The organism is Kurthia sp. ISK08 (genome assembly GCF_046159805.1).
GTDB lineage: Bacteria > Bacillota > Bacilli > Bacillales_A > Planococcaceae > Kurthia > Kurthia gibsonii.
The window spans coordinates 94,323-110,563 of the sequence record NZ_JBJXHL010000008.1; the positions used below are offsets into that span (position 1 = coordinate 94,323).

Below are 16,241 nucleotides of genomic sequence, written 5' to 3' on the forward strand. Positions count from 1 at the left end.
TTTGTATGCTAATCAATTTTAAATTGATTAATCGCTTGTTTTAATAAGCCAATCTGATCCGATAAATCAGTTGCAGACTCAGCCACAATTTGAACAACTTTTTGTTGTTCTTCAATCGACTCAAATACTTCTGAAGTAGCAGCAGCATTATGCTGGCTAATTTGCGCGCTATGGTCAACAGAAGTTACAATGACGTCTTTTTGTGTCATGAGTTGTTGCACACTTTGGTTCACTTCTGTAATGGCTGTTTGAATTGAAGCGACTGTTTTTTGAATTTCTTCGAAAGATGTACCTGTATGTGTTACCGCATCGTTTTGTTGTTGAACAATTGCAGCTGTGCGATTAATTTCAGTATTTGCATTCATCGTTTCTGTTTCAATGCCTTTTAACGTATTTTGTACACTCTTTGTCGAAGAAGCAGTTTGCTCAGCTAGTTTACGCACTTCTTCTGCTACAACTGCAAATCCCTTACCATGTTCACCAGCACGTGCTGCTTCGATTGAAGCATTCAGCGCTAATAAATTCGTCTGTTCAGAAATCATATTAATCGATGTGATAATATTTTCGATTTCTTTCATTTTAGAAGATAGGTTGTGGAATACATCTTGCACATGTTGTACCAGTTTTGCTGATTCATTCGATTTTTCTTGAAGAATCGAAAGTTGTGTTAAACCATTCGCATTTGCTTTTTCCATCGTATTCGATGTTTGTAACATATGCTGGTTCTTTTCATGAAGTTCTGTAATCTCTTCTGTTAAATGATCTGTCGCTTGTTTTGTTGATCGGCTGTCAGCTAATTGTTTATGCGAACCTTCAGACATTGTTTGAACACTATTTGAGATTTCATCTGTTGAAGCAGCTGCTTCTTCAGAAATAGCTGTTAAACTCGTTGATGTATCACGAATTTCTACGATGGATGTATCAACATCTTGGATCAGCTGTTTTAAACTAACTACCATACTATTAAAGTGATTATTCAATTGACCGATTTCATCTTCACGTTTTACTTCATCTAAAGGAATTGATAAATTGCCACTCGCGATTTCTTTTAATTTAGCTGTTAGTTTCTGAATAGGACGAGCGAATGTACGAGCTAAACGTAATGTTAAGAAGAAACCAATAATTAATGAAATGACAAGAGCAATAGACATCATTAATAATAACTGATTCGCAGGTGCATTAAAGTCTTTTTTGTATGAACTGGCTGCAACAATCCATCCCCAATTCGGATCGACTTTTGAGTATGTAATTTTATCAGCCGTTTTATCCATATTATCTGGCAGGTGGAATGGATACGATGTAAAACCGCCACCTTTTTCAGCCGTTTTAATAATATTACGAATGAAATATTGTCCGCTACTATCTTGTAAATCCCATGACTGTTTATCTTCAATATTAGGGTGACCAATCATCATACCGTCTTTTTCTAAGAAGAAGATGTAACCACTCTCACCTAAATCTGTTTTATTCGTAATCGGACGAAGGCCTTTATCATTCTTTTGTCCAATCGTTACTTCTTTCACTTTTTCCTGTGCTTCTTCAAGTGATAACTCACCTGATTCGACTTTTTGGTTGTATCCATCGATCAATTGCAATGTCGAGGTCACACTGTTTTTTACAATCGTTTCGCCTAATTCATTCATACTATTTTTTGCGTTGATGAAACTTACGATTCCGATGATTAAACAAGGAATCAGCATAAGGAGTAAAGAATTCAGCATAATTTTCCAATAAATTGAATTTAGTATTTTCTTCACAGTTACCTCCTAATAAGATGTGTCAATATATCTATTATGTATTCACTTAAAAAATAAATCAACATATTTGGAAAAAGAAGGTATAAGAAATTTTGTTTTTAAATAGCATTTTCTTTTAGAAAGAGAGAAAGTGATGATTTATTAGACTTTTTTTGTAAAAAAATTGACGTTTTTAATATAAAATAAGATGAAAGTATAGGCAGGGAGATGAAAGTGATGGGAGATAGAGTAGCTTATTTTTTACACCTTGAAAAAACATTAATGTATGGGCGATCAGATGATTTTAAAGAGTTATTATCAAATGACTTTGTTGAATTTGGAACATCTGGACGTATTTATAATAAAGAGATGCAATTAGATTCCGTAGATACAAAAGGATCGGCGGCATGTCCATTTATTATTAAAAATTTTTCTGTTCAGCAACTCGCACCGACGATTGTTCACATTACATATCAAACCGAGGTGATTGACAATGGAAGTCGATCTAATCGCAGTTCAATCTGGAAGTATGAACATGAAAAATGGCGCTTATATTTTCATCAAGGAACACCGACAATATCATTTTAATATAATAGAGGAAGAAGGCAGATTATATGAATGAATTTTGTAGTTGCGAAAGATTAACACATATAAAAGTAGAAGCAGATTTTTATACAGATCCACTATGGTGCAGTATTTGTGGTTATAATTTAGATATTGATGAGTTTCCACTAAGAGAACTAATAAAAGAGAAGTTAATGTTATGGGTAGAAAAATATGAAGCCGTATTAGGAGGGAATTTCCATCAATCGTCATTTGAATATGAACTTAACAAGCGAGAATATAATCAAGTTGGATTAGAATTAACAGAAGAAATCAAAAAGGATATAGGTCATCAATATAATATCTCATTTTCATATGTATAAATAAAAAGAAGATGAACATTTCATTTTCCTTATTTAGAGTTCGCAACGAAAAAACGGAACCACATGGTAGCGTGATTCCGTTTTTTCTTATGCACATATTAGATGGTGTTTTATACGTATGTCCCATCTTCTTTTTAGTTTTATTTTCTCAATGTCAATAATGTCACGCTTTCAACGTGGGCTGTTTGCGGGAACATATCTACAGGTTGAATGTATTCAATGTGATAGATTTTCGTTAATTGTGCTAAGTCTTTTGCGAGTGTTGATGGGTTGCATGATGTATAGACAAAGCGTTTTGGTTTAATTTTTAGAACGGCATCAATGAAGCTTGGTGCAAGTCCTGTACGTGGTGGGTCTACTGTTAAGACATCTGGTACAAAACCTTCTTTTTGCCAACGAGCTAACCAATCTTCAGCAGTGCCTGTTTTATAGATGGCGTGTTGAATGCCATGATTTTCAGCATTTTGTTTTGCGTTATCGATACTTTCAGGAATAACATCCATTCCACGAATTTCGCTCGCATCTTTCGCTAACCAAAGTCCAATTGTTCCAACACCACAGTAAGCATCGACAACTTTTTCTGAACCAGTGAGTGCCGCTGCTTTTTTAATTTGATTGTATAGATGAACCGTCTGCGTTGGGTTCAATTGGAAGAAAGCACGTGCAGATAGATCAAATGCAAATTCACCTAGTTCCTCATGAATCGTTTCTTTTCCTGCTAATACACGTGTAACGTCACCGAAAATAAGCGATGTATCTTCAGAATTAATATTTTGAACAATGGATACAACACGCTCATCAATGTGTTGTAACTTTTCAATCAGTTCTTCTTTTTGCGGGAAGTTTTTACGCGTTGTAACAATGACAAGTTGAACTTCACCTGTGCGAACGCCGACACGTACCACAATTGTACGAATAATACCTTTTGTTGAGCGACCATCGTAAACTGGAATATCCAACTCCTCGATGATTTTTTTCGTTTTGTTCGTTACAAATGTCGTCATTTCATGTTGAACAGGGCAATCATTTAAGTCGAGTAATTTATGACTATTTTCAGCAAATAGTCCAGCCATTACATGTTTCCCTGGTTTTCTCACTTGGAATTGACTTTTATTACGGTAGTGCCATGGGTCATCCATGCCAATTGTTGACTTCACGTTAATTTTCTTCGCTTGATTCGGTACATATTTTTGAAGTGCTTGTAATACTACATGACGTTTTGCGACAAGTTGACTGTCGTACGTCATGTGTTGCAACTGACAACCACCACATGCTTCATAAACAGGGCAGGGTGGTGTCACACGATGCTTGGATTTTTTTTGTACTTTTAATACTTTTGCTTCTGAGAAGTTTCGGCTCACTTTCGTAATTTCAGCGTAAACTTCTTCGCCAACAAGCGCGCCAGGGATGAAGACGATATTTCGCTTATAGTAACCAATTCCTTCGCCATTAATCCCTAATTTTTTTATATTCAATGGAATGCGTTTGCCGACTTCCATTATTGTTTCTTGTGCCATACGTGCCACGTCCTTTTGCCATAATCAAAAATCATTTCTCCATTATAGCAGATTTGAAAGGGCGTCATACAGTTTTGGATAATGGAATGTATAACCATGTTCTAATAAAACAGTTGGTTTTACATTTTGACCTTCCAATACCATCTTACTTTTTTCACCGAGCGCTGCTTTTAGTAAAGGGGCTGGTGTCGGGAACCAATGCGGTTTACGCTTAATTTCAGCGATTGTTTTGCCGAATTGTTCCATGCGAACAGGATATGGTGCGGTTACATTAACTGGGCCTGAAATTGTATCGTCTGAAATAACGAAATCAATTGCACCGACAACATCATCAATGTGTACCCATGATACCCACTGCATACCTGAGCCGAGTTTTCCGCCAATATAGAAATCATATGGCATGGCCATTAATTTTAATGCGCCACCACCTGAACCTAGAATGACACCGAAACGTGTGAAAACAGTTCGTACACCATAGGCTTCCGCACGTTTTGCGATTTCTTCCCATTTCTTTACCGTACGTCCTAAAAAGTCGGTTGATTTTTGTGTAGAAGACTCGGTATAAACAGCCGCTTTTGATGTTGGATAAATACCGACTGCACTTGCGTTGACTAATACGTTTGGTTTATTTTCAAGGTCTTCAATGATTCGGATGATTTCAGTAGTCGCTTGCATACGACTTTTAAAGATGGCTTCTTTGCGTTCATCTGTCCAGCGGCCTTCATTTAATGAAACACCTGCTAAATTTATAAAGGCATCTGCATTTTCAAGTAATTCATTTGGTTTTGCATCTGGTTGTAACCACTGACAGTATTGTACATTCCCAACACGATGACTTTGTTTACGAGTTAGAATAATGACCTCATGTCCTTGTTGCGTGTAAAAGTCAGTTAACCCTTGTCCTACGAATCCACTACCACCTGCAATAACGATTTTCATAAAATACATCATTCCTTTTTCTAGTTTCCCTTATTGTACCCTTTATTTGACTTAGACATGCAATCAAAAGGTCTGGGTTGTCACGTTGAAAAGATGTATAATGAGAGGCAGGGTGGAGGTGATGATGTGGCACGCGTGATTACGAAAATTACACGACAAAAAAGAAATGAAGAACGCTATAATATTTATTTAGATGAGAAATATGCGTTCAGTGTGGATGAAGCCATTATCATTCAGTACGGTCTAACGAAGGGGAAGTCTCTTGATGAGATGGCGGTTGGAGAGATTGCCTTTGATGATGAAGTATCACGAGCTTATAATCGGGCCTTATCTTTTTTAGCGTATCAAATGCGTAGTGAGCATGAAGTACATCAGAAGTTGCTGAAAGCAGAGTTTGGTGAGGCAGTTATTCAAGAAGCCATTCAAAAATTAACACGACTTGGTTTTTTAAATGATGAAACGTATGCGACAGCCCTCGCAGAAACGAAAAAACGCACATCTAAAAAAGGACCAAAAGCGATTTTACAAGATTTAAAACAAAAAGGAATCGATCCGAAGTTACAACAAGAAGTTGTGGAAGCTTTTTCTGAAGAAGAGCAATTGAGTATGGCGATGGAGCTTGCGGAGAAAAAAGTACGACAAGAGCAACGCAAAACACCAAGTCAAATTAAACAAAAAGTGCAGGAATTTTTAGTGCGAAAAGGATATAGTTTTTCAATCGTACAACAAGTACTTGAAACGATTGTCATTCAACCAGAAGAAGATGAATGGACGAGCCTGATTGATTTACAAGGAGAGAAAGTTTGGAGAAAATATAGTCAGAAGTATGAAGGCTATGAACTTCGTATGCGTGTTAAGCAAGCTTTGTATCAAAAAGGTTTTCCAGCTGAAGTGATTGAACAGTATATAGAGAAGAGGGAACAGGAATAATGGAAAAAAAGTATAGTGAGATGACACCAACTGAATTACGCGAGTTGATTGCGACATTACGTGAAAAAGCGCGTCGTGCAGAACAATTAGGTATTCTAAATGAGTTTGCAGTATACGAGCGTAAAGCGATTTTAGCACAAGCTTTTTTATTAAACCCTGAAGATTTTAAAGTCGGAGAAATCTACCGTATTCAAGGAGACCCAGGTGTATTCTTTAAAATTGATTATTTAAAAGGAGTATATGCATGGGGATATCGTTTAGGCGGAGAACAGCAAATCGAAGCGATTCCTATTTCGATGTTAGTAGATGTGAAGGAGGCTTTTTAACTTGAAAACAAAAATTCAAGAGTTGGCAGAGTTACTGCAACAATCGAATGAGAATTTAAGTGAAGAAAAGGCACGTACATGGATTGAGTTATTATGGTCTGATTTTGAATCAACTTATGCGCGAGCAGGTTATTCATATAAGGGTGAAGAAATGACAGAGAAAATGGTACGTCAGTGGATTGAAAGTTACGGTTCGACACTACATGAATTTGTAGCGCGTAATCCAAAATACAAAGATTTATTAAATTAAAAAAGTGAGGTAGCGTGTCGAATACGCTATCTCACTTTTTACATGTTATAACCGAAAGAAAGTAGTAGAAGTGTAAGAACGGAAAGTAAAATGATACAGAGGCTAAGTACGATGACCGTCCAAATGACAAACACTTTGGACAGTTTCTTTTGATTTTTTAAAATAATAACGAGTGTAATTAACAATAATAAAAATAAAAAAAGGAATAAAGCAAATAAAGGGAAACGTTCTTTTGCTAAAAATAGTAAATCGATTGAAAACACCTCTTTCTATATAGTTAAAAAGCACAATGAGATTTAATCCACATTGTGCTTTTTTAGTTTTAATCTAATTTCGAACGTAATTTTTCTTCTGAGAAAATCCAGCCCGTATAAGAATTAACGACTTTTAAATGTTCGTCTACTTGCGCTACCGCAACGAATGGATAGCGATTATTACTGCGGTAGCGTAAATCGATTAGCCGCACTTCGGTTAAATTATTTTTGATTTTACGAATTTCAAAACGATAGATGGGTGAAAAGGATAGAAAACTTCTTAAATTTTCATCTTGAATAGCAACTTCGAAAAGTTCTTCTTCGGGTAGTGGCTCGATCTTAAATTTGTCGAGCAAAGTAATTGAACGTCCATAAGCTCTTGCAACATAATGATGTGTATCGGAATTCGCTGCTACACGATATTGGAAGAAGTAACGTGTAGGCGATAAATAGATGTCTTTTACATCTGGAATGGTATTTTGAACAGCTTGTTTTACAGCATGATGTAGCCAAGTTCTTATGATATAGTAAATGACGAGTGTGCCATATAAAATCGACATCGTGATGACAGGATCAGCACCGAATGCCCAAATCATAATGGCAATTACATTCAATCCAAAAATAATCGGATCAAACGTATTAATAATCCCAAGCGCAATCCATTTTTTTGTGAATGGCCGCAAAGCTTGAGTACCATAAGCATTGAAAATATCTACAAATACGTGTAAGGCGACTGCAAAAAAAGTCCATAACCAGAGATGAAGTACATTGGCATCTGGTAGTAACAGTAATAGGACAAGTGTGATTAATGTAGGCCAAATAAAGACTGCCGGAATCGAGTGTGTAATCCCTCGATGATGACGAATGTAGACGGCATTATTGCGAAGCTTTAATACCGTATCAATATCAGGCGCTTGTGATCCTAACATGACGCCAGCGATAACCGCTGTCGCTGTTGCAGTACTTGCTGCAACGGTTGGATCTGCAAATGTCAGGCCACTAATCGTAATGCCCATAACTAAGTGAGTCCCAGTATCCATTTTTTCAACTCCTTACAATACGAATCGCCTTTTAAAGTTGCTATACCCGATTTATCTTTATTTTAATTCAAGGAGGCCCCCAGTGTCATATCAATACAAAAAAGAGTTTCAACAATTTTTAGTCGAATGGTTCCAACGTGAAAAGCGAGATTTACCTTGGCGAAAAACGAAGGACCCTTATAAAATCTGGGTTTCAGAGGTGATGTTACAACAAACGCGTGTAGACACCGTCATTCCTTATTACGAAAATTTTTTAGAAAAGTTCCCAACTCCAGAAGTACTAGCTGAAGCGGAAGAATCCTTCTTATTAAAGCAGTGGGAAGGATTAGGATATTATTCACGTGCGCGTAATTTACAAGCAGGTGTACGTGAAGTCGTTGAATCTTACGGATCAATTGTACCAAATACACGTGATGAAATCTCGAAATTAAAAGGTGTCGGGCCTTATACGGCAGGTGCTGTTTTAAGTATCGCGTACGGTGTTCCTGAACATGCTGTTGATGGGAATGTCATGCGTGTATTAAGTCGTGTGCTATTAATTGAAGATGATATTGCGTTACCGAAAACAAGAAAAGTATTTGAAAAAGCTGTAATGGATTTAATTGATCCAGATCATCCATCTGATTTTAATCAGGGATTAATGGAATTAGGAGCATTAGTTTGTACGCCTACTTCTCCGAAATGTCTACTTTGCCCTGTTCGTGATTATTGTGGCGCATTTGCAGAAGGAAGAACAGCAGAGTTACCTGTAAAAGTGAAAAAAACAAAAGTGAAAAAATTGCATTATGATGTGTATGTCATTGAAAATGAAGCAGGACAGATTTGTATGGAACAAAGACCTGCTACAGGACTTCTTGCGAATATGTGGCAATTCCCAATGGTCGAACAAACGGCAGATTATTCAGGCATTGCACAGTATACAAAAGAACATGAAATTGAATTACATGGTCAGGAAGAATTAGTTGAACTAAAACATATCTTCTCACACATCGTTTGGCATCTAAAAGCTTTCTATGTTAAGGGCGAATCGAAGTCGGGTAAGTGGTTCACATTAGATGAAATCGAACATCTACCATTACCTGTACCGATGCAAAAGATTTTACAATCGTATCGCGTGCATACCAAAAAGCTTTAATTAAAATGTTAGAAAAAGAAGGAATTTGAAGTTTTTAGTGGAACATGACTTTTTTGCTACACGTTTAATGTCTACATTGATATAATGTTACAAAGAAGTTCTTTAAATGACTACGTTTCACAAAGGTGGGCTAAAAATGACAATTCCAGCAGAAGGGGACATTGTACAAATTCATAGCTACAAGCATAACGGTCAAATTCATCGTGTATGGCAGGAAACAATGGTCCTCAAAAGTACACCGAAGATTTTAATCGGTGCAAACGAGCGCACATTGGTGACAGAGTCAGATGGAAGAACATGGTTGACGCGTGAACCTTCCATCACTTATTTCCATACAGAGCTGTGGTTTAATATTATTTGTATGTTGCGTGAAGATGGTGTCTATTATTACTGCAATATGAGTTCGCCATTCGTATTTGATCATAATGCGATTAAATACATTGATTATGATTTGGATGTGAAAATTTTTCCCGATATGTCATACACATTATTAGATGAAGATGAGTATGAACAGCATAAACAAGAGATGAATTATCCACCAGTTATCGATAGTATTTTAAAAGCAAATGTGAACAAATTAATTAACTGGATTCAACAAAGAAGGGGACCTTTTGCACCGGACTTTATTGAAGCTTGGACGAATCGCTATGAATTTTATAAGCAGATTAAACAGCAAGAAGAGTAGTAAGGACAAGAACAAAACGCATAGTCTCATAGAAGAGAGAACGGTCTTAGAAATCCATTCGGTTTCTGAGAACGTTTTTTTATTTCGACTGGAAAATTTTAAACCTTTTCTATTTACGAAATAAAACTTATAATGAATTTTGCGACAATATAGGTCGTGTGAAATTTAAAGGAAGTGATCCAAATGGATAGTATGAAACGGTACATGAAATTTGTAAAACCGTATAAATGGGATATCGTATTTGCTTTTATCCTCGGTGTAATCAAATTCATGATTCCCTTAGCGATACCGTTATTAATTAAAGTCATCATTGATGATGTTATTAGTAATGATGGTTTACCACCGGATGAAAAGACAAAAAAATTATTCATGTGGATAATTTTCATGGCATTTTTATTCTTTATTGTTCGTCCACCAATCGAATATTACCGTCAATATTTTGCACAGCGTATTAGTAACCGTGTGCTTTATGATATTCGAACCAATATGTATGGACATTTGCAGAAATTAGGTCAGAAATTCTATGCGAATAATCGTGTAGGAGATGTTATCTCTCGTACCATTAATGATGTAGAACAGACAAAGGAATTTATTGTGACGGGGTTAATGAATGTCTGGATTGACCTTGTGACAGTTGTTATTGCGATTGGTATCATGTTATACATGGATTTCAAATTAACACTTGTAACGTTAATCGCGTTGCCATTCTATGTTATTAGCGTAAAGTTCTTCTTTACAAAATTGCGTACGTTAACGCGTGAACGTTCAAAAGCTTTAGCAGGTGTTCAGAGTTATCTACATGAACGTGTTCAAGGAATGAGTGTCATTACGAGTTTTACACTGGAACAACATGAACAAGGTGTTTTTAAAAAAGCAAATGGCAATTTTTTAGAAAAAGCTTTAGACCAAACACGTTGGAATGCGAAAACATTCATGGTTGTTAATACAGTTACAGGTATGGCGCCAGTAGCCGTAATTGGTTATGCAGGTTATCAAGTGATTCATGGTAGTTTAACACTTGGTGTACTAGCAGCATTCATCGGCTATATTGATAGTTTATATAATCCACTTCGACGCCTTGTTAATTCTTCAACTACTTTAACGCAATCTGTTGCTTCAATGGACCGTATGTTTGAATTAATGGATGAAAAGTATGACATTACAGATCGTGAAAATGCGAAAGAATTACAACAAGTAGCAGGTAAAGTAACGTTTGATGATGTCGCATTCCGGTATAATGATGACGGTCGAAATGTCTTAAATCAATTGAACTTTACGATTGAACCAGGACAAACAGCTGCATTTGTTGGTATGAGTGGTGGTGGGAAATCAACAATCATTAGTTTGATTCCACGTTTTTATGATGTGACAGGCGGGTCGATTAAAATAGATGGTCAAGATATACGTGATTTAACGATTGAATCTTTACGCCGAAATATCGGGATTGTTCAACAAGATAATGTATTATTTAGTGACTCAATTAAAGAAAATATTTTGATGGGGAATCCACAGGCGACAGATGAAGAAGTCTATGCAGCAGCGAAAGCAGCGAACGCACATGATTTTATTATGTCATTCCCAGATGGTTATGACACATTAGTTGGAGAACGTGGCGTGAAATTATCTGGCGGTCAAAAACAGCGTGTTGCTATTGCACGTGTATTTTTAAAAAATCCACCGATTTTAATTTTAGATGAAGCGACTTCAGCGCTTGATTTGGAGAGCGAAGCACTTATTCAAGAATCATTAGATCGCTTAGCGCATAATCGTACAACATTAATTGTTGCGCATCGTTTATCGACAATTACGCATGCCGATCAAATTATGCTCATCGATCATGGTGAAGTAAAAGAACATGGAACGCACCAACAGCTTATGCAAGCAAGCGGAGCATATCATGATTTATTCCAAGTACAAGTATTAGATTAAAACAGAAAAACCGAAATCGCATCATAAGGCGCGATTTCGGTTTTTTTAAATAACTTCTTCATTTTCTTCTTTGAACGATTCAGATGCATGGTGTTGAATGAACGATGTAATCAGTGTATTTAGATGTTCTAAGTTCTCTTCATAATCTAAAATGCGTGAAAGAATGTGTAACAAGTGGTAACTTGAGAATTCTTCTTCACTTTCACTCGCATGTTCATGTACGATATGTTGCGCGAAAATATCCATGACTTCATTACGTTGTAAGAATTCTTCTTCGCCAATCCAAGTCGTATGTTCAGCTTTTAACTTACCCGTATATTTTAGCAATAGTTGCTCGTGATATGTTAGTAAGAAATCAAGACGTTCTTGAATCATAATATGGAACTTTTCAGGAAGATGCGATAATTCATTTTCATGAAGGTGAAGACGATTTAATACCTCGATACTTTTCGTCATCGTAATTAACATTTGACGATAGACGACAAGTTTACGGTGTTTCATATTTCGTGCTTTTTTTGTATAACCACGTTCTTCTTTAAATAATTTGTACAAATTATTTACACGTTCGAACTGTTTGCGAAGTCGACGTAAAGATTGTTTTGTTGATGTATGTTCAGATGCTTGACGAACAGCGAGACGAATCCACTTAATAATATCTGTTTGTAAATACTTAATCGATGTGAATAATCTTTCTTCGTATTTAGGCGGTAAGAAAATTAAGTTGATGATGAATGCTGCAAGTACACCGGTCATGACTGTGACAAATCGCCACATCGCGAACTCGATGAAAGAGCCTTCTTGAAATTCCATAATCACAATAATCGTTACGAGAGCAAGTGAGATGCTCCCTTCTAATTTGAACTTCATCATAATGATGAGTGTCACCACAACAGCAAATCCAACGACTACATAGGAATGACCAAATGTAAGACCGAAAATAACGGCGATAACAGCGCCGATTAGATTCCCTTGAACTTGTTCAATAATGGTTTTGTAAGACCGATAGATGGAAGGTTGTAAAGCAAAGATTGCCGCGACTCCTGCGAAGATAGGAGCAGGTAGTTCAAACCAGTTCGCTAGGTAAAGTGCGAAAACAATTGCTACACCTGTTTTTAATATCCGGGCACCTAATTTCATGTGAAAGTGGGTAACCTCTCTTTCATTATTTATCGTCGTAACTTTATATCATATTGTAGAAACGGTCAACTATTTTTTCATTGTATATAAAATTCACGATATTTACCAAATATATTGTTACAATAGAAATAATTCAATTCATGGAGGGATTTAGATGGAATCATTGAAAAATAAAAAAGCACCTTTATTTACATTACCAAATGAAAAAGGGGAACAAGTAGCGTTAGAAAATTTCTTAGGTAAAAAGAATGTAATTTTATACTTCTATCCAAAAGACATGACACCTGGTTGTACAACAGAAGCTTGTGATTTTGCTGCAGCTTACGAAGATTTTTCAGATTTAGATGCTGTCATTCTTGGTGTAAGTCCAGATCCAGCTGAACGACATGAAAAATTCATCGCAAAACATAACTTACCATTCTCTTTATTAGTTGATACAGATGTCAAAGTAGCAGAAGCCTATGGTGTATGGCAACTGAAAAAGAATTTTGGTAAAGAGTACATGGGAATTGTACGCTCGACGTTTTTAATTAATAAAGAAGGTATTGTTCAAGAAGAATGGCGTAATGTTCGTGTCAAAGATCATGTTGCGAAAGTAGCAGCAGTTTTAAGAGGTGAGAATGAATGATTTATTTCACATTTGATCCACGACCAGATTTAAAAAAGGATTTAGAACAGTTCATGCCAGAAGAACAAATCATCTATGAGACAAAAGTAGATAACAATCATTTGAATGAAGCAGAGATTCTTGTAACATATGGAGAAGACTTAACGCCTGAGCATATGAAGTCCATGAAAAATCTAAAATGGATTTTTGTTGCTTCTGCTGGAATTGAGAAAATGCCGCTTGCAGAGTTAGACGAAACCGAAATTATTGTGTCAAATGTAAGAGGCATTCATAAAAAGCCGATGGCAGAATCCGTTTTAGCACACATTCTTTCATATTATCGTTCGTTACCGGCAATCTATGCAGAACAACGCGCACATAATTGGAAAAGAAAAATGCCTTCAAAAGAGTTAAATGGTGCAACAGCTCTTATTTTAGGACCAGGTGCAATTGGCAGTGAGATAGGGCGTTTACTTCAAGCTTTCGGTGTAAACACAATTGGTTGTAATCGTTCAGGTAAACAGGCAGATTATATGGATGAAATGATTGCTTTCAATCAATTATTAGACACATTACCTCGAGCTGAGATTGTTTTGTCTGTTTTGCCAAGTACAAAAGAAACAAAATATTTATTAACAGCAGATCATTTTAAAGCGATGAACCCCGACACATTATTTTTGAATTTTGGACGAGGCGATTTAGTTGCGACGAATGTGTTAATAGAAGCGTTACAACAAAAAGAGATTGCCTATGCAGTGTGTGATGTATTTGAACAAGAACCTTTACCATCAGACTCACCACTATACGACTTAGAGAATCTAACTGTGTCGCCACATGTCTCAAGTCAGTCTTCTCGTTATCTTGAAAGAAGTTTCGATATTTTTAAAGAAAACTATCGTCACTATCGTAAGGATGATTATGATCAAATCACAAACCAAGTAAATTTAAAAAATGGTTACTAATTTTCAATACCACGCTTCTATTTGAGAATAGCTGCGTGGTATTTTAATTTTGAGTATAAGAAGTTGACAGTAACTACTAATATTAGATAAACTAATTATAACGATTATAATTAAAGAATACTTATGAAAGAGGGTGCATGGCGATGTCTGAAATGCAATTAGAAACTGCGCTAGACACGCTCAAGAAAACAGGCGTTAGGATAACACCGCAGCGTCATGCGATTTTAGAATATTTGATTGAAGCGATGTCACATCCAACAGCTGATGAGATTTATAAATCATTAGAGTCAAAATTTCCGAATATGAGTGTAGCCACTGTTTATAATAATTTACGTGTATTTAAAGAATCTGGATTAGTACAAGAATTAACATATGGCGATAATGCAAGCCGTTTTGATTTTGTTACAAGCAAACACTATCATACGATTTGTCAGTCATGTGGTAAGATTGTAGACTTCCATTACCCTGGGCTTGACGAAATTGAACATTTCGCTTCACACGTAACAGGTTTTAAAATTAATTCACACCGTTTAGAGATTTATGGTGTATGTCCTGAATGTCAAGAAGAGCAGTCGCAATAATAGTAAGAGGGAGTTGCATAACGCAATTCCTTTTTTTATTGTTAACTCTTGCCGAGTGACGTTCGTTTTAATATGATTAAAGATAGAGATGAATCTATGCATGTGTCTGGATTTCATTTTGTGCGTTTTCGAACATGACTTTCTAATGAGTAGAAGCAGGGGGAATTCAAGTGGAACATATTTTACGTCCAATTTATCAAGAGCGAGCAAGTGATCCAAATACATTAGGTGCTATCTTAGTCGAAAAGATTGATGATCTAAGTCCTGAAACAGATAATATAGATGCAATTCTTCTTATATTAGTAGCAGAAGCAGAGCTATCTGTTTTTACAAAACACTATACATATGAAGAACATCATGCAGCTATGCATATCGTGACAAACAAACAATTGCGTAAATGGTTACTGTTAGGTACGAATAAAAAAATTATCAATTGGATTATGGACGGTCGTGTTGTATTTGATCGTAATGAAACAATTTATTCACTGCGACAAGAGATGCGAAATAATCCACGATACGGTCGACATGTAAAACTTGGTATTGAATTTTCAAAGCTACTTAGAAGATTTCAAGAAGGTCGTGTGAGTTTTGAACAACGTGATTATGTAGATGCTTTCTTTCAAATGATGGAATGTCTACATCATGTAGCAAGACTTTCTATTATTGAAGTAGGTGTTTACCCAGAGTTAAAAGTGTGGGAACAAGTAAAAACATATAATAATGAAATTTATGATTTATATGAAGGTTTTATTGAAAAACCACGATCTATTGAACAAAAGATTTTAGAAGTAATCGTTTATATAGAAAGTTTTATAGATCAGAAGGTTGTTGAGAGCGGTCGTCATATTGTTGAAGTAATGAAACAAAAAGATGTATGGACGATTCAAGAATTACATGAGCATGAAGAATTGAAAAATTACTCGATTAACTTAGAGGTATTTGTTGAATACTTAATTGATAAAGGTTATATTAAGATAGAACTTTTACCGACGAAGTCGAATGATGTAAAACATCGTTTATATAAGGTTGAATAAAGTTTTTAAAAAAGTTTATAAAAAGTGTTGACTTCGAACAAGAAGTTATTGTATTATATTAAATGTCAGTAAGGCATGACAACAAAACAACACATCAACATTGATTGATAAGTCGAAAAAACTTTTTTAAAAAAGTTGTTGACAAACAAATCGATAAGATGATAAGATATTGAAGTCGCTAAGAAACGACGCAATAACATGAACCTTGAAAACTAAACAAGCAAGAAGATAATCACAAACAAGTCTTATCACG

17 protein-coding genes are annotated in these 16,241 nt (G+C 35.8%); 12 read left to right on the plus strand and 5 right to left on the minus strand.

Annotated elements, in window-relative coordinates:
- Window positions 1-8 precede the first annotated feature (8 nt).
- Window positions 9-1,757, minus strand: coding sequence for a methyl-accepting chemotaxis protein (locus tag ACKVQX_RS13550; protein ID WP_368634472.1), 1,749 nt, complete (start codon window positions 1,755-1,757; stop codon window positions 9-11).
- 216 nt (window positions 1,758-1,973) lie between these two features.
- Here ACKVQX_RS13550 and ACKVQX_RS13555 point away from each other — a divergent pair, with 216 nt between their 5' ends.
- Window positions 1,974-2,324 (plus strand): DUF4440 domain-containing protein, encoded by a 351-nt coding sequence (locus ACKVQX_RS13555; RefSeq protein ID WP_068450917.1) that lies wholly within the window; start codon window positions 1,974-1,976, stop codon window positions 2,322-2,324.
- 26 nt (window positions 2,325-2,350) lie between these two features.
- On the plus strand, window positions 2,351-2,662 hold the full coding sequence (locus ACKVQX_RS13560) for a hypothetical protein (RefSeq protein ID WP_368634471.1): 312 nt from the start codon (window positions 2,351-2,353) through the stop codon (window positions 2,660-2,662).
- 140 nt (window positions 2,663-2,802) lie between these two features.
- Here the strand turns inward: ACKVQX_RS13560 and rlmD are convergent, their stop codons facing one another.
- Window positions 2,803-4,179, minus strand: a complete 1,377-nt coding sequence (gene rlmD, locus ACKVQX_RS13565) for a 23S rRNA (uracil(1939)-C(5))-methyltransferase RlmD (protein ID WP_409136414.1) — start codon at window positions 4,177-4,179, stop codon at window positions 2,803-2,805.
- A gap of 42 nt (window positions 4,180-4,221) precedes the next feature.
- Entirely contained in the window at window positions 4,222-5,118 is an 897-nt protein-coding gene (locus tag ACKVQX_RS13570) for a TIGR01777 family oxidoreductase (RefSeq protein WP_409136415.1), read from the minus strand.
- A gap of 126 nt (window positions 5,119-5,244) precedes the next feature.
- On the opposite strand from ACKVQX_RS13570, the gene recX reads away from it, so the two are divergent.
- Genes recX through ACKVQX_RS13585 form a run of 3 tightly spaced genes read left to right on the plus strand, consistent with a single transcriptional unit; the run spans window position 5,245 to window position 6,624 of the window.
- Complete coding sequence (gene recX, locus ACKVQX_RS13575) at window positions 5,245-6,048, plus strand: recombination regulator RecX (protein WP_285215425.1); 804 nt, start codon at window positions 5,245-5,247, stop codon at window positions 6,046-6,048.
- On the plus strand, window positions 6,048-6,374 hold the full coding sequence (locus ACKVQX_RS13580) for a YfhH family protein (RefSeq protein ID WP_068450931.1): 327 nt from the start codon (window positions 6,048-6,050) through the stop codon (window positions 6,372-6,374). The genes recX and ACKVQX_RS13580 overlap by 1 nt, the downstream gene beginning before the upstream one ends.
- Before the next feature lies 1 nt (window position 6,375).
- Complete coding sequence (locus ACKVQX_RS13585; protein ID WP_068450934.1) at window positions 6,376-6,624, plus strand: YfhJ family protein; 249 nt, start codon at window positions 6,376-6,378, stop codon at window positions 6,622-6,624.
- Between the two features lie 322 nt (window positions 6,625-6,946).
- Here the strand turns inward: ACKVQX_RS13585 and ACKVQX_RS13590 are convergent, their stop codons facing one another.
- A complete protein-coding gene (locus tag ACKVQX_RS13590) occupies window positions 6,947-7,918 on the minus strand; it encodes a metal-dependent hydrolase (RefSeq protein ID WP_285215422.1) in 972 nt (323 codons plus the stop codon).
- Between the two features lie 82 nt (window positions 7,919-8,000).
- Between ACKVQX_RS13590 and mutY the strand changes: the two genes are divergently transcribed.
- From mutY to ACKVQX_RS13605, 3 genes are all read left to right on the plus strand, one after another.
- Window positions 8,001-9,053, plus strand: a complete 1,053-nt coding sequence (mutY, locus tag ACKVQX_RS13595; RefSeq protein WP_068450941.1) for an A/G-specific adenine glycosylase — start codon at window positions 8,001-8,003, stop codon at window positions 9,051-9,053.
- Between the two features lie 136 nt (window positions 9,054-9,189).
- Window positions 9,190-9,738, plus strand: a complete 549-nt coding sequence (locus tag ACKVQX_RS13600) for a DUF402 domain-containing protein (RefSeq protein WP_068450943.1) — start codon at window positions 9,190-9,192, stop codon at window positions 9,736-9,738.
- A 183-nt stretch (window positions 9,739-9,921) separates the two neighbouring features.
- Complete coding sequence (locus tag ACKVQX_RS13605) at window positions 9,922-11,667, plus strand: ABC transporter ATP-binding protein (RefSeq protein WP_325943815.1); 1,746 nt, start codon at window positions 9,922-9,924, stop codon at window positions 11,665-11,667.
- Window positions 11,668-11,712: 45 nt separating this feature from the next.
- Here the strand turns inward: ACKVQX_RS13605 and ACKVQX_RS13610 are convergent, their stop codons facing one another.
- Complete coding sequence (locus ACKVQX_RS13610) at window positions 11,713-12,804, minus strand: aromatic acid exporter family protein (RefSeq protein ID WP_068450948.1); 1,092 nt, start codon at window positions 12,802-12,804, stop codon at window positions 11,713-11,715.
- A 154-nt stretch (window positions 12,805-12,958) separates the two neighbouring features.
- Here ACKVQX_RS13610 and bcp point away from each other — a divergent pair, with 154 nt between their 5' ends.
- The 4 genes from bcp (at window position 12,959) to ACKVQX_RS13630 (ending at window position 15,988) form a co-directional block, all read left to right on the plus strand.
- Window positions 12,959-13,432, plus strand: a complete 474-nt coding sequence (gene bcp / locus ACKVQX_RS13615; protein ID WP_068450951.1) for a thioredoxin-dependent thiol peroxidase — start codon at window positions 12,959-12,961, stop codon at window positions 13,430-13,432.
- On the plus strand, window positions 13,429-14,373 hold the full coding sequence (locus ACKVQX_RS13620; protein WP_325943816.1) for an NAD(P)-dependent oxidoreductase: 945 nt from the start codon (window positions 13,429-13,431) through the stop codon (window positions 14,371-14,373). The genes bcp and ACKVQX_RS13620 overlap by 4 nt, the downstream gene beginning before the upstream one ends.
- Window positions 14,374-14,510: 137 nt before the next feature.
- Window positions 14,511-14,954, plus strand: a complete 444-nt coding sequence (perR, locus tag ACKVQX_RS13625) for a peroxide-responsive transcriptional repressor PerR (protein WP_068450958.1) — start codon at window positions 14,511-14,513, stop codon at window positions 14,952-14,954.
- A 170-nt stretch (window positions 14,955-15,124) separates the two neighbouring features.
- Window positions 15,125-15,988, plus strand: coding sequence for a nucleotidyltransferase-like protein (locus tag ACKVQX_RS13630; protein WP_409136416.1), 864 nt, complete (start codon window positions 15,125-15,127; stop codon window positions 15,986-15,988).
- Window positions 15,989-16,241: the final 253 nt, after the last annotated feature.